Below are 13,482 nucleotides of genomic sequence, written 5' to 3'. Positions count from 1 at the left end.
TGTGAAAGCCCTGGTTTTCCTTCTGGTACTCGGCAATTTGCTGTTCTATGCGTTTGCCGAGGGATATTTCGGTCGTCCCGACAATCCGGATGCCGGGCGGGTCGAGCAGCAGGTCATGCCTGATCGCATGCGGATCGTTTCGCGCGGCGAGATTCCGGCAGCACCGATCCGGGCCGAGCATGTCGCGCCGGAAATAAAGCCGGCCGAGGAACCGCCGGCGACTGACAAGGGCCACGAGGTTAAGACCGAGACGGTCAAGGAGGCAGCCGACAAGCCGGCCCCGGCAGAGCCGGAAGCCAAGGTCGAGAAGGTTGACAGTGCCCCTGTCTGCCTGACCTGGCGCCCCCTCCCGGCAGCTGATGCGGACCGGCTTTCAACCCTGCTGGTCAAACGCTTTGGCAGTTACAAGCTCAGCCGCAAGGTGATCGCCGCAGAGGGCAATGGCTGGTGGGTGTACATCCCGCCCCTGCCGGGCAAGGGTGATGCCGACAAGAAGGCAGCGGAGTTGCGCGAACTGGGGATCAGCGATTTCTTCGTCGTGCCCGATGCGCCGAGTCGTCTGGCTATTTCGCTCGGTGTCTTTTCGACGGAAAAAGGTGCGCAGGAACGCCTGGCAGATCTGAAAGCCAGGGGGGTCCGCTCGGCCCAGATGTCACCCCGTCCGGGCAAGGATAGTCAGGTCACCGTGCTGGCCAGAGGGCCGGCCAGCGAAAAGGCTGCCCTGCTTGGCGCCGTCGGCCAGTTGCTGCCCAAGGCCGAGGCGCTGGCCTGTAAATGAGCCAGTATGTCGTCGGGCTGACGGGCGGGATCGGGAGCGGCAAAAGCACGGTCGCCGATCTTTTTGTCGAGCAGGGCGCCGGCTTGGTCGATACCGATGCAATCGCCCATGCGCTCACCGCAGCCGGCGGGGCGGCGATGCCCGCCCTGGTCGACGAATTCGGCAGAAATATTCTGGCGGCAGATGGTGCCCTCGACCGCGCAGCCATGCGTCAGCTGGTCTTTGCCGATCCCTCGGTGCGTAGCCGGCTGGAAGGCATCCTGCATCCCTTGATTCGCCAAATATCGGATGAGCGCTGCCGGGCGGCGAGTTCCCCCTATGTCATTCTGGCCGTGCCGCTGCTTGTTGAGTCCGGCGGATATCGCGACCGGTGTGATCGCATTGCGGTCGTTGATTGTCCGGAAAGCCTGCAAATTGAGCGTGTCATGGCGCGCAGTGGTCTTGCCGCCGGGGAGGTCGAGGCAATCATGGCGGCCCAGGCGACACGTCAGCAAAGGCTGGTGGTGGCCGACGATGTGGTGGTCAACGATGCGGGCAGGACAAAAATTTACGAACAAGTGAAAGCCCTGCATGCAAACTATCTAGCACTTTTGGCTGAAAAACTTAAAGCATGCTGTTGAGATTTGCTTGCAAATAGCTCAGAATAAACAAAATTTTCCGTTTCTCGGACACTTGCCGCGTGATTACCTACGAATACCCGTTCAATGAGCGCATCCGCACGCTGCTGCGTCTGGAGGATCTGTTCGAAAAAACGGCGTATTTTGCCCAGGAAGATGGCCCTCAGGAGCATCACACGGCGCTGATTTCCCTGTTCGAAATCCTCGAGGTGGCCGGTCGTGCCGACCTCAAGATGGACCTCATTCAGGAACTCGAAAGACAACGGCAAACCCTGCTGGCCTTTCGCAATAACCCCGAAATTTCCGAAGAAGCCCTGTCCGGCGCCCTCTACGAGATCGAGCAGTCGTCGGCTGCCCTGCTCGGCATGACCGGCAAGATTGGCCAGTATCTGCGCGAAAACGACTGGCTCATGGGGATCAAGAGCCGGGCCGCCATTCCCGGTGGAGTCTGCGAGTTCGACCTGCCGTCCTATCATTGGTGGTTGCATCGTTCGGCTGATGAGCGGCGCAGCGCGCTTGAAGGCTGGACCAAGCCCATGCTGCCGCTGCGTGACGCTGCCGCCATTGTCCTCCGCCTGCTCCGCTCAAGCGGCAGGCCCAAGGACTACACGGCGACGGGTGGTCATTTCCAGCTCAATCTCGGCGGCTCTGCCGCGCAGATGGTGCGCGTCACCCTGAGTGTCGAGGAGCCGGCGATTCCCGAAGTCAGCGCCAACAAATATTTCCTGAATATCCGCTTTACCCGGCCGCCGGCTGGCGAACTCAAGGCTCGTGGTTGCGAGCGTGATGTTCCCTTTGCCCTGACCTTCTGCAATCTCTGATGGCAATCCGCAAGGTTCGCTGTCCGCAATGCGGCAAGGATGCCGTGTGGGCACCCGAGAATCCCTGGCGTCCTTTCTGCTCCGAGCGCTGCAAGCAGATTGATCTGGGTTGCTGGGCCAGCGATTCCTACCGGATTCCGGTCAAGGAAGATGCTAACGATCCGGGGTTTGACCCCGATCCTGCCAGCCACGCATAAGCGCCACACCGTGCGCGCCGTGCTGCTGTGCGACGGTCAGTATTTCCCGCTTCATGCCTCCCAGTGCAAGCACCGGTAATGTGTTTCCGGCCATCTGCTGCTCAAATGCCACCCAGCCGAGCCCTGTTGCTTCCGGGTGGGTCGGTGTCGGCAGGACCGGGCCGAGCAGGGCGTAATCCAGACCAAGTTCACCGGCCCGGGTGATTTCTGCGGCCTCATGGCAGGAGGCTCCGACCCAGGTGAAATCGGGACGCTGCTGGCAGGCCGAGAGGCTGGCGGCTGACAAGTGGAGGCCGTCGGCGCCCACCCGGCGGGCAATTTCCTGATCATCGTTGATGACGACCAGCGCGCCGTGGCTGCGGGCCAGCCGGCAAACGGCTTCGGCAAACCACAGGCGCTGGGCTTGCGGCCATCCCTTGTCGCGTACCTGAATCAGGCGCAGGCCATCATTCAGGGCTGCTTCCAGGTGCTCCAGCTGGCGTTCCGTGCCCTCGATCTCGGCGTTGGTGATGGCCATCGTCGTCGGCAGCGACAGGGCTTTGAGGATGGGATCGTTGGCCGGCAGGATGGGGGCGACGGTGGCCGCTTCCCCGGTCTTTTGCCAGGCGATCGCTGAGTGCTCAAGCGGTGCGGTGATGCCGATTTCGCCCTCCCAGGCGGTGACCCGCCAGAAGTTCAGGCGCACCTTGGCGTGTGGGTAGGTGAATTGCCGGGTCAGCCAGGGTGAGCAGGCGGTGATGGTGATGCCCAGTTCTTCCTGCAGTTCGCGGATCAGTGCGGCGCGGACGCTTTCACCCGGCTCCACCTTGCCACCGGGAAATTCCCAGTAACCGGCGTAGACCTTGCCGGGCGGGCGCTGGGCCAGCAAAAACTCGCGGCCATCAGCCCGGAGCATGACGGCGGCGGCGACCTCGACGACCGTACTCACTTGGCTTTCTTCCGTTCCGCTTTTTGTCGCCCGGCCAGATCGCGGGCGAACTGCCAGGCTACACGGCCAGAGCGTGAGCCACGGCTCAAAGCCCAGTTCAATGCCTCGCGCTCGCTGGCGGCGATGACCACTTCGGTGACGCCGAGTTGGCGGGCCCAGTGGTTGGCGATGCTCAGGTAATCATCCTGGCTGAACGGGTAGAAGGAAATCCACAGGCCGAAACGCTCGGACAGCGAAATTTTTTCCTCGGTCGTTTCGCCGGGGTGAATTTCGTCGTCGACACGATGTGTTTCGAGATTTTCCGAAAAGTATTCCGGCATCAGGTGTCGCCGGTTCGAGGTGGCGTAGATCAGGACATTGTCAGGCGGTGCCGCGATTGAGCCATCGAGTACTGATTTCAGCGCCTTGTAGGCGGTTTCGCCGGCTTCGAAGGACAGGTCATCGCAAAAGATGATGAATTTTTCCGGTCGGCCATCGAGCAGGTCGACGATATCGGCCAGATCGATCAGGTCTTCCTTGTCCACTTCGATCAGGCGCAGCCCCTTGCCTGCGTATTCGTTGAGCACAGCCTTGACCAGTGACGATTTGCCAGAGCCGCGGGTGCCGGTCAGCAAGACGTTGTTGGCGGTCTTGCCAGCGACAAACTGACGAGTGTTGGCGGTGATCCGGGCCTTCTGGTCGTCAATGTTCTCGAGGTCGGCGAGGCGGATCGGGTGCGGGTGGCGCACCCCCTGCAGCCAGCCGCGGCCGTTGCTCTTGCGCCAGCGGAAAGCCACGGCAGAAGTCCAGTCAGGCGATTGCGGGGGTGGCGGCAACACCGCTTCAAGGCGGCCGAGAACAGCTTCGGCACGAGCAAGCAGGCGTTCGAGAGGCAGGGTGTTGGGCATGGGGCAGGTATACTTCGCGGCAAATTGCGAACTCTAGCGAAACCCATGCGAAAAATCCAAACCGCAGCCTTTTTATTTCTCACCTTGCTGGCTGCCTGCTCCACCGTTCCGCCCAGTGTTGCTCCGGCGACGGCGACCTGCGCCCCTTGTCCGGCCTGTGCCGCCTGCCCGGCGGCTGCCGAGCCGGTCATCATGCCGCCGGCGCCATCATCGCCGCCAGCCTTCTCGCGTAGCTTGCAGCCGGCCAACTGGTCGGATCTACCCGGCTGGTCGGCCGACGATGTTGCCGCCGCCTGGCCGGCCTTTCTCCTTTCCTGTCGCGGCGTTGCCAGCAAGCCGAATGGCGCCGGCTGGAAGCGCGTCTGCGACCTGGCGCGGGCGGCCGAAGGCAAGTCCGGCCACGACCCGCGTCGTTTCTTTGAACAACATTTGAAACCCTACGCAGTCGTTAGCGGCGATGGTGCCACCAGCGGCATGATGACCGGCTATTACGAACCCCTGTTGCAGGGGCGGCGGACACGGAGCAAGGGATTTGAGCAAGCGGTCCGTGGTGTGCCGGACGACCTGCTGACCATCGATCTGTCGGCGGTTTTCCCCGAGCTGAAGGACAAGCGGGTACGTGGTCGCCTGGAGGGCAACAAGGTGGTGCCCTACTGGTCGCGAGCCGAAATTGCTGCGCGCGGCGAGAGCCTGCCGGGGAAGACGCTGCTTTATGTTGATGATGCCGTCGAACTCTTTTTCCTTCAGGTTCAGGGCTCCGGGCGGGTCAGGCTGGCAGATGGCAGCGTCGTCAGGCTCAACTATGCCGACCAGAACGGGCATCCGTACCAGTCCATCGGCAAGGCTCTGGTCGAGCGCGGTGAGTTGAAGCTCGAAGAGGCATCGATGCAGGGAATACAGGCCTGGGCACGGGCCAATCCGTCACGTCTCGACAATCTCTTGAATACCAATCCGAGTTACGTCTTTTTCCGCGAGGTGGCGAACAGCCCGGGTGGCCCGATCGGCGCGCTGGGTGTGCCGTTGACGGCCGAACGCAGCATTGCCGTCGATCCGCGTTCGATACCGCTTGGCTCGCCGGTTTTTCTGGCGACCACCCAGCCGAACTCGGCGCTGTCGATGAACCGGCTGGTTATGGCCCAGGATACCGGTGGGGCGATCAAGGGGGCGGTCCGTGCTGATTTCTTCTGGGGTTTCGGCAAGGAGGCAGGTGAGCGGGCTGGTCGCATGAAGCAAAGCGGTCGTCTGTGGGTGTTGCTTCCCCTTGAACTCGCCCCGAAATAAGGCGTCGGCGCACCGTTGCTGCGCGCGGCGTTTGAATTTTGCACCACTACGGTGCAAATGCTGGGGCGCGTGGTTTTTTAACGCACTGATTTGTAACAATTTTTATGCACTGGAATGGTGCTTGCTTTCAGATTCTCCATTCTTTGATTGGGGGGGTTCATGGAAGCATATCAATTCAGCAGCAATACGCTGTTCGTCCTGCTCGGTGCCATCATGGTGCTGGCCATGCACGCTGGCTTTGCCTTTCTTGAAGTCGGTACGGTCCGCAAGAAAAATCAGGTCAATGCGCTGGTCAAGATCCTGTCTGACTTCGGCGTGTCGACCGTGGCTTATTTCTTTGTTGGTTATAGCATCGCCTATGGCGTCAATTTCTTCAGTGGCGTCGAAACGCTGATGGAGAAAAACGGTTTCGAATTGACCAAGTTTTTCTTTCTGCTGACCTTCGCGGCGGCGATTCCGGCCATCATTTCCGGTGGTATTGCCGAGCGGGCCAAGTTCAATCCGCAACTGATCGCCACCTTCTTGTTGGTGGGCTTCGTCTATCCCTTCTTCGAAAGCATCGCCTGGAATCAGGCCTTCGGCATCCAGGCCTGGCTCAAGGGGACCTTCGGCGAGGAGTTTCATGACTTCGCTGGTTCGGTCGTGGTGCACGCCATGGGTGGCTGGATCGCCCTGCCTGCGGTGGTTCTGCTCGGCGCCCGCTACGGCCGCTACAGCAAGGATGGCCGCATCTCGGCACATCCGCCTTCATCCATTCCCTTCCTAGCGCTCGGTGCCTGGATACTGATCGTCGGCTGGTTCGGCTTCAATGTCATGAGCGCCCAGACGCTCGACAAGATCTCCGGCCTGGTCGCCCTCAATTCGCTGATGGCCATGGTCGGCGGCACGCTGGTTGCCCTGGTGGCTGGCAAGAATGACCCCGGCTTCCTGCATAACGGCCCGCTGGCCGGATTGGTCGCTGTTTGTGCTGGTTCCGATCTGATGCACCCAATTGGTGCGCTGGTGGTCGGTGGGGTGGCGGGTGGTCTGTTTGTCGTCATGTTCACGCTGGTGCAGAACCGCTGGAAGATCGACGATGTCCTCGGCGTCTGGCCGCTGCATGGCATGTGCGGTGCCTGGGGCGGCATTGCAGCCGGCATCTTTGGCACCAAGGCGCTGGGCGGAGCGGGTGGCATCGCATTCATGCCGCAACTGATCATGACCGCGATGGCCATTGGTGTTGCCCTGACCGGCGGTCTGCTCGTCTATGGCACGCTCAAGGCAACGCTCGGCCTGCGTCTCGATCAGGAAGAGGAATATGAAGGTGCCGACCTGAGTATCCACCGCATCACGGCCACGCCGGAGCGCGAGCCGAACTGGTGATCTGTTTTTTGATCGTATAAATAATGTCCGCCGGACTATATTGAAAAAGCCCCGCTCATGTTCGGGGCTTTTTGCTGTCGGATTTAGATCAATCCCGAGGCAATGTTGATGCTGAGTGCGATGAGGGTTGTGTTGAAGAAGAAAGCCAGTATGCAATGGATGGTTCCGGTGCGGCGCATGCTTCGGCTGGTAAAGCTGACATCGGCGGTCTGGCCCGAGGTGCCGATGACGCAGGCGAAGTAGAGAAAATCGCCATAATCCGGCGCGTGGCCCCCAGGGAAGGCAAGTCCGCCCTGATTGCCTCGCGCCTCACTGGCGTAGTAATCGTGGGCGTAGTGGAGGGCGAACATGGTTTGCGTAAAGGTCCACGACGACAGGATCGTCAAGGTGGCGAGGCCGATATGGATAGTCCGCAACGGGCCGTGAATGTCTTTGACCACCGAGAGTTGGGCAACAATGGCACCAAGGGCAGCGACGGCCGCCAGGACCACCAGGGCCAATACCAGAAATCGGCCCTCATCCTGCACCAGGGCACGACTGCGCATGCGTTCATGCGAGGACCAGAACATCATGTGAAAGGCCAGTAGCAGGTAGAGACCTGTGCCAACGTTCCAGCCGATGATGGCACGGGTTACCAGATGGGAGGCGAGCCAGTCAGGCAGCATCAGGGTCGTCACCAGGCCGGCTAGTATGCTGATACCCAGGCGTGGCCGGGAGATGATCAGGCGGATCGGTTTGGGAAAGTTCTGGTGAGTGGAGTTATCGAGCATGTGCTCATGCTAGCTTAAGCTAGGGGGGGGTAACAGCCTGGCGATGGGAGCGTGTGTGGTTAACGAAAATTTCGGGAAATATGTACTGGGTCTGGCGATCCTCGTTGGTTTGTTCGTTCTTGCAGGGGAGGCAAGGGCTGAGGGGGGTGATGAAACGTGGGCTTTCAAGCTGACGCCGTCGTACTATGTGACCACGCACGAAAAGGATGCGGCCGACATCAACTTGCGTGCCAATCATGGTCCGCATGCCTTGTGGCTGGGGTATTACCGGCGCGGGGCTGCGTTCGAGCAGGTGCGTACCGGCTATGAATATACAGCGCAGTTATCCTGGCTACAGTTGGTGCCTTCCGTGCAACTGGCTTCGCACGGTTTTGCCGGCGGCAGCATCAATGCGCAGGTGGGCGGTGCGGTCTATGGGCTGATCGGTCTTGGGCGGACCAATATGCAGGACTATTACAACCTCAATTTCGATCCCAACGATGCGCTCACCCTGGGTTTCGGGGCGCATCTGTCGCCGCAATCCAACCTGTCTCTTTTTGCTGTCAAGGACAACCGGCTGCATACCGGCCAGACGGTCAGCCATCTCGTCTGGCGCCATACGCCTGATGAGCATCAACGGTGGACGCTCGACCTGTCGGGCAAGCACGGCAGATCAAGCATCGACGCGCCGCCGGTGTCGGGCGCGGCGATTGCGGTTACCTATGATTATCGGGATGTCTTCGTCCGTCTGGCCTGGGACAAAAAGGTCAATTTCACCCCCGAAGAGCAAACCCGGATGTCGCTGGGGTTTCGTTTCTAGGCTTCAATTTTTAGGGAGGTGTGATTTTCTTCACTAAATGGTTTCTCGCTTGCCGATATCTTGGAGCCGTGAATGGTAGATGGACTCCAGAGGCGATTTCGGAGCGAGGTGAGAAATGGTGTGCAAGAACGAGAAGCGAATGGGTGGAGATCGTCGGGGGCGCGAGTCGGGCCCACCCAATGGCTGGCGTGAGCGCCGCAAGAGCGTCGAAAGGCGACGCCTAGAAGTTGATGAAATTCCCTTTTCGGAGTGGCTGGCCTATCGGCCGGTACGGGCCTTGAACGAAGCGGAGAAATAATCCCGGATGTTTTAAATAAAAAGGCCTCGCCAGATTGCGAGGCCTTTTTGCTGAGGTGGTCCGAAATTACTCTTCCCGTTCGTAGACCACGTCGGAGCGGCGGTTTTCCGCCCAGGATTCTTCGTCGTGCCCGAGTTTCCTCGGGTTGCTGGCGCCCAATGTCTTGATGCTGACCTGCTGCTTGGTGGCGCCATGCGCAAGCAGGGTGGATTGCACGTTTTTGGCGCGATTAAGGCCGAGACGCTGGTTGTGTTCAGTCGTGCCGCGCTCGTCGGCATTGCCTTCGATACGCACGCGTGCCTGACGGTGTTCGGCCAGGTAGCGGGCATGGGCGCGCAGGGCGGGCTCATAGTCAGCCTTGATGTTGGCCTTGTTCACGTCGAAATAGACGCTGCGCTGGGTGCGCAGGCCAATGGCATCGAGTTTGATCGGGGCGTCGCTGACCGGACTGGTGGTGACCGGGGGTGGTGCGACGATCGCTGCGGTTGTTGGTGGCACTGGTCTGGCGGCGGAGGGTTGGCCAAGCAGGGCGGGGTCTACCTTGAACGGGCCACTCTGCAGGATGTGGGTGCTGGGCGGAATTTCGCCCTTGAAAGCACAGCCGCTGAGCAGTGCGGAGAGCAGGAAAGCAACAGGCAGGGAGGCGCGCATCGGGACGTTTTGGCAGCGTGGGCAAGCTTGAATCATAGCCCCTCAGATGCCCCGTGAATAGAGCTTTCGGCATTGCCTAAGATAGCCAGCGGGTGTGATTCTACGTTTTGGAATAAGCAAATTCGCAATCCATCTTTGTGGTTATAAGTGGCTCGGATATATTCGTGTTTACTGTATTTGGAGCAAAGCCATGATCCGTATCCGCAAACCCCTTGTTTTCCTCCTTCTGGCCGTTCTGGCCGGCGCCGCCCTGGCTGATGTCGCCCTGCTCAACGCCTCCTACGACGTGGCGCGCGATGTTTACAAGGATTACAACCCGATGTTCCAGAAATACTGGAAGGCAAAATCGGGCGAAAGTCTCGAACTCAAGCAGTCGCATGGTGGTTCGACCAAGCAGGTGCGGGCGGTCGCCGATGGGCTGGAGGCTGATGTGGTGACCATGAACCAGGCCAACGACATCGAGTTCCTGGCCGAAAAAGGACTGGTCGCCAAGGACTGGACGAAAAAGTTTCCGAACAATGCATCGCCTTACACCTCGGCCATGGTGTTCATCGTCCGCAAGGGCAACCCGAAGGCGATCAAGGATTGGTCCGATGTGGCCGCGCCGGGCGTGCAGATGATCATTCCGCATCCGAAAAATACCGGCAATGGCCGTAACACCTACCTGTCGGCCTGGGCCTGGGCGCTCAAGCAGCCGGGAGGCAGCGAGGCCAAGGCCCAGGAATTCCTCGGCAAGCTCCTCAAGAACGCACCGCTGTTTGCCGCCGGTGGCCGCGATGCGACCACAACTTTCATGCAGCGCAAGATGGGCGATGTCCTGATCACCTTCGAGTCCGAAGCCGAGATGATTGCCAAGGAGTTCGGCAAGGGCGAGTTCGAGGTGGTCTATCCCAGCCTGACCATGCAGACCGAGTTTCCCGTCGCGCTGGTGGAGAAGGTCGTGGACAAGAAGGGGACGCGCAAACAGGCGCAGGCCTATCTGGAATACCTGTGGTCGAAGGAAGGCCAGGAGAATGCTGCCCAGAACTACCTGCGGCCGCGCGATGCCGAATTGCTGAAAAAATATGCCGGCTTCTTCCCACCGGTCAAAACCTTTACTGTTGATGAAGTCTTCGGTGGTGCCAACAAGGCCTTTGCCACGCACTTCAAGGATGGCGGTAGCTTCGACCAGATCTACGTGAGCAAGTAAGCCCGGGGGCAATCCCCGTCGGGCGGACCGGGCGATGCCCGGTCCTGTACTTTTTACGTCAACCGGAATATTGGCCAACCCCATGTCTGCAAAAACCCACCGCGTGCTGCCCGGCTTTGGCCTGGCGCTTGGCTACACTCTGGTCTATCTCTCCATACTGATCCTCCTGCCGCTGGGCGGCATGGTGCTCAAGGCCTCCGAGCTCGGCTTCGGTCAGATCATCGACATCGCACTCGGTGAGCGTTCGCTGGCTGCCTTTCGTGTCACCTTTGGTGCGTCCTTCCTGGCTGCCGCGATCAACGCTTTTTTTGGCCTGATCGTGGCCTGGATCCTGGTGCGCTATCCGTTTCCCGGCAAGCGTTTTGTCGACGCCCTGGTCGATCTGCCGTTTGCCCTGCCGACCGCTGTCGCCGGCATCACCCTGGCTACTCTGTATGCCGGCAACGGCTGGCTCGGCCAGTACCTTGAACCGCTCGGCATCAAGGTCGCCTACACGCCGCTGGGGATTGTCGTGGCGCTCACCTTCATCACTCTGCCTTTCGTCGTGCGTACCCTGCAGCCGGTTATTGAGGATATCGAGACCGAGGTCGAGGAGGCCGCTGCATCGCTCGGCGCGTCGCGCTGGCAGACTTTCGTCAAAGTCATTTTTCCGGCCATCTTCCCGGCCCTCCTGACTGGCTTTGCGCTGGCCTTCGCCCGGGCGGTGGGCGAATACGGGTCGGTCATTTTTATCGCCGGCAACCTGCCGCTGATTTCGGAAATCACCCCCTTGCTGATCATCTCCAAGCTCGAACAATATGACGTGCTGGGTGCCACGGCACTGGCCGTAGTCATGCTCTTTCTGTCCTTCATCCTGTTGCTGGCGGTCAATATCCTGCAGTGGTGGACGGCCAACCGCCACAAAAACAGCGAGCCGCTTGAAGTGGCAGCGGCCAAGGCCAGCGGGGTGAGCGCATGAAATCGACACGCGCCACGCAGGAGCCGGTCTGGGTGCGATATACGCTGCTCACGGTCGGCCTCGGTTTCCTGTTTTTCTTCCTTGGCCTGCCCCTCGTCGCGGTTTTTGTCGAAGCGCTCGCACAGGGCGTGCCGATCTACATTGAAGCATTGAAAGAACCGGAAACCCGCTCGGCTATAGGCCTGACCATAGGCATCGCGCTTGCCGTGCTGCCCTTCAATATCGTTTTTGGCGTTGCGGCCGCCTGGGCCATCGCCAAGTTCGAGTTCAAGGGCAAGAGCCTTCTGATCACCCTGATTGATCTGCCTTTCGCGGTCAGCCCGGTGGTCGCCGGCCTGATTTTTATTTTGCTCTTCGGCTCGCAAGGCACTTTCGGCAACTGGCTCTCCGAACACGACATCAAGATCATCTTTGCCGTGCCGGGCATGATCCTCGCCACCCTGTTCATTACGTTCCCTTTCATCGCCCGCGAATTGATCCCGCTCATGCAGTCGCAGGGCAAGGATGAGGAAGAGGCCGCCGTGTCGCTCGGGGCTTCCGGGTTCCAGATGTTCTGGCGCATCACCCTGCCCAATATCAAGTGGGGCCTGCTCTACGGTGTGATCCTGTCGAATGCCCGGGCGATGGGCGAATTTGGCGCCGTGTCGGTCGTCTCCGGCCATATTCGGGGGGAAACCAACACCCTGCCGCTGCACGTCGAAATCCTCTACAACGAATACAACGCCATTGGTGCCTTTGCTGCCGCCTCCATTCTTGCGCTGCTGGCCTTGGTCACGCTGGTCGCCAAGACCATTGTCGAATGGCGGATGAAAAAGGAAACCGACATGTTGAATACCGTGCTGGCACCGGAGAAAACCTGATGAGTATCGAAATCCGCAATATCTCCAAGCGCTTCGGCAACTTCGTCGCGCTCGACAATATCAACCTCGACATCCCGACCGGCGAACTGGTCGCTCTGCTCGGTCCCTCCGGCTGCGGCAAGACCACGCTGCTGCGCATTATCGCTGGCATGGAAACGGCTGATCAGGGGGGCATCCTCTTTTCCGGTGCCGAGGCGACCCACCTGCATGCCCGCGACCGCAATGTCGGTTTCGTTTTCCAGCATTACGCCCTGTTTCGCCACATGACGGTTTTCGAGAATGTCGCCTTCGGCCTGCGCGTCAAGCCGCGTCAGGAGCGGCCGTCGGATGCCGAGATCAAGCGCCGGGTCATGGAACTGCTCGGCCTCGTGCAGCTTGACTGGCTGGCCGATCGTTATCCGTCGCAACTCTCCGGCGGCCAACGCCAGCGTATCGCGCTGGCTCGGGCGCTGGCTGTCGAGCCCAAGGTGTTGCTCCTCGACGAGCCCTTCGGGGCGCTCGATACCAAGGTGCGCAAGGAACTGCGCCGCTGGTTGCGCCGCCTGCACGACGACATGCATATTTCCAGCGTCTTCGTGACGCACGACCAGGAAGAGGCGCTCGAAGTGGCCGACCGCGTGGTGGTCATGAATCACGGCAAGATTGAGCAGATCGGTTCGCCCGACGAGGTCTACTCCAGCCCGGCTTCACCCTTCGTTTACCAGTTCCTCGGCAACGTGAATGTCTTTCACAGCCGCCAGCAGGGTGCTTATGCCGAGGTCGAGCGCGGTGAGGTGGCAGAAAAAGCCACCGCATTTGTCCGTCCCCACGATATCGACATTACCCATCAGCCGGCCGAAGACGGCTTGCAGGCCACGGTCCAGCACGTGCATCCGATTGGCCCGGTGGTACGTATTGAGTTGCTGCATGGCAGCGAGATTGTCGAGGTTGAGCTGTCGCGCGAGCGGCATGACATGCTGCAACTGGCGGTTGGGCAGTCGGTGTGGTTCCGGCCACGCCAGATGAAAGTCTTTGGTGCCGATGTCCGACCGGGAGCGGCACCGGAAAAGCAGGCGTTCCTGTTCTGATTCGTCGCTGCCAGGGTGG

General features: G+C 60.3%; 16 protein-coding genes. 12 read left to right on the top strand and 4 right to left on the bottom strand.

Going from position 1 to position 13,482, the window contains the following annotated elements:
- The first annotated feature begins 1 nt into the window (after nucleotide 1).
- From HYN24_RS13650 to HYN24_RS13635, 4 genes are read left to right on the top strand one after another with little or no spacing between them, the layout of a single operon-like run.
- Nucleotides 2-778 (top strand): SPOR domain-containing protein, encoded by a 777-nt coding sequence (locus HYN24_RS13650; protein ID WP_117609760.1) that lies wholly within the window; start codon nucleotides 2-4, stop codon nucleotides 776-778.
- Nucleotides 775-1,398, top strand: a complete 624-nt coding sequence (gene coaE, locus HYN24_RS13645; protein ID WP_117609759.1) for a dephospho-CoA kinase — start codon at nucleotides 775-777, stop codon at nucleotides 1,396-1,398. Before HYN24_RS13650 ends, coaE begins: the two co-directional genes overlap by 4 nt.
- A gap of 59 nt (nucleotides 1,399-1,457) precedes the next feature.
- Nucleotides 1,458-2,216 (top strand): cell division protein ZapD, encoded by a 759-nt coding sequence (zapD, locus tag HYN24_RS13640; protein WP_117609758.1) that lies wholly within the window; start codon nucleotides 1,458-1,460, stop codon nucleotides 2,214-2,216.
- Entirely contained in the window at nucleotides 2,216-2,413 is a 198-nt protein-coding gene (locus tag HYN24_RS13635; RefSeq protein WP_117609757.1) for a DNA gyrase inhibitor YacG, read from the top strand. The genes zapD and HYN24_RS13635 overlap by 1 nt, the downstream gene beginning before the upstream one ends.
- Here HYN24_RS13635 and HYN24_RS13630 read toward each other — a convergent pair.
- Both HYN24_RS13630 and HYN24_RS13625 read right to left on the bottom strand, forming a co-directional pair.
- Nucleotides 2,370-3,341, bottom strand: a complete 972-nt coding sequence (locus tag HYN24_RS13630; RefSeq protein ID WP_117609756.1) for a Nudix family hydrolase — start codon at nucleotides 3,339-3,341, stop codon at nucleotides 2,370-2,372. The genes HYN24_RS13635 and HYN24_RS13630 overlap by 44 nt on opposite strands.
- A complete protein-coding gene (locus tag HYN24_RS13625; RefSeq protein ID WP_117609755.1) occupies nucleotides 3,338-4,228 on the bottom strand; it encodes an ATP-binding protein in 891 nt (296 codons plus the stop codon). The genes HYN24_RS13630 and HYN24_RS13625 overlap by 4 nt, the downstream gene beginning before the upstream one ends.
- A 45-nt stretch (nucleotides 4,229-4,273) precedes the next feature.
- Here HYN24_RS13625 and HYN24_RS13620 point away from each other — a divergent pair, with 45 nt between their 5' ends.
- Entirely contained in the window at nucleotides 4,274-5,509 is a 1,236-nt protein-coding gene (locus tag HYN24_RS13620; protein WP_117609754.1) for a murein transglycosylase A, read from the top strand.
- A 159-nt stretch (nucleotides 5,510-5,668) separates the two neighbouring features.
- Nucleotides 5,669-6,871, top strand: a complete 1,203-nt coding sequence (locus tag HYN24_RS13615) for an ammonium transporter (RefSeq protein WP_117609753.1) — start codon at nucleotides 5,669-5,671, stop codon at nucleotides 6,869-6,871.
- Nucleotides 6,872-6,954: 83 nt separating this feature from the next.
- Here the strand turns inward: HYN24_RS13615 and HYN24_RS13610 are convergent, their stop codons facing one another.
- Complete coding sequence (locus HYN24_RS13610; RefSeq protein WP_117609752.1) at nucleotides 6,955-7,641, bottom strand: DUF1345 domain-containing protein; 687 nt, start codon at nucleotides 7,639-7,641, stop codon at nucleotides 6,955-6,957.
- A gap of 55 nt (nucleotides 7,642-7,696) precedes the next feature.
- On the opposite strand from HYN24_RS13610, the gene HYN24_RS13605 reads away from it, so the two are divergent.
- The gene (locus HYN24_RS13605) at nucleotides 7,697-8,440 is read left to right on the top strand and encodes a hypothetical protein (protein WP_117609751.1); all 744 of its coding nucleotides are present in this window, start codon (nucleotides 7,697-7,699) and stop codon (nucleotides 8,438-8,440) included.
- Between the two features lie 139 nt (nucleotides 8,441-8,579).
- Nucleotides 8,580-8,738 carry a hypothetical protein gene (locus tag HYN24_RS15975; RefSeq protein WP_162888743.1) on the top strand — a complete coding sequence of 53 codons (159 nt, stop codon included), beginning with the start codon at nucleotides 8,580-8,582 and terminating at the stop codon, nucleotides 8,736-8,738.
- Nucleotides 8,739-8,804: 66 nt separating this feature from the next.
- Here the strand turns inward: HYN24_RS15975 and HYN24_RS13600 are convergent, their stop codons facing one another.
- Nucleotides 8,805-9,389 (bottom strand): OmpA family protein, encoded by a 585-nt coding sequence (locus tag HYN24_RS13600; RefSeq protein ID WP_162888742.1) that lies wholly within the window; start codon nucleotides 9,387-9,389, stop codon nucleotides 8,805-8,807.
- A gap of 190 nt (nucleotides 9,390-9,579) precedes the next feature.
- Between HYN24_RS13600 and HYN24_RS13595 the strand changes: the two genes are divergently transcribed.
- From HYN24_RS13595 to HYN24_RS13580, 4 genes are all read left to right on the top strand, one after another.
- The gene (locus HYN24_RS13595; RefSeq protein ID WP_117609749.1) at nucleotides 9,580-10,578 is read left to right on the top strand and encodes a sulfate ABC transporter substrate-binding protein; all 999 of its coding nucleotides are present in this window, start codon (nucleotides 9,580-9,582) and stop codon (nucleotides 10,576-10,578) included.
- A gap of 82 nt (nucleotides 10,579-10,660) precedes the next feature.
- Nucleotides 10,661-11,536: a sulfate ABC transporter permease subunit CysT gene (cysT, locus tag HYN24_RS13590; protein ID WP_117609748.1), complete on the top strand. Its 876-nt coding sequence runs from the start codon at nucleotides 10,661-10,663 to the stop codon at nucleotides 11,534-11,536.
- Nucleotides 11,533-12,396: a sulfate ABC transporter permease subunit CysW gene (gene cysW / locus HYN24_RS13585; RefSeq protein ID WP_117609747.1), complete on the top strand. Its 864-nt coding sequence runs from the start codon at nucleotides 11,533-11,535 to the stop codon at nucleotides 12,394-12,396. The genes cysT and cysW overlap by 4 nt, the downstream gene beginning before the upstream one ends.
- Entirely contained in the window at nucleotides 12,396-13,463 is a 1,068-nt protein-coding gene (locus tag HYN24_RS13580; protein WP_117609746.1) for a sulfate/molybdate ABC transporter ATP-binding protein, read from the top strand. Before cysW ends, HYN24_RS13580 begins: the two co-directional genes overlap by 1 nt.
- Nucleotides 13,464-13,482 lie beyond the last annotated feature (19 nt).

The sequence above is a fragment of the Dechloromonas sp. HYN0024 genome, from assembly GCF_003441615.1.
Classification (GTDB): Bacteria; Pseudomonadota; Gammaproteobacteria; order Burkholderiales; family Rhodocyclaceae; genus Azonexus.
This window is presented reverse-complemented; position numbering and strand designations above follow the sequence as displayed.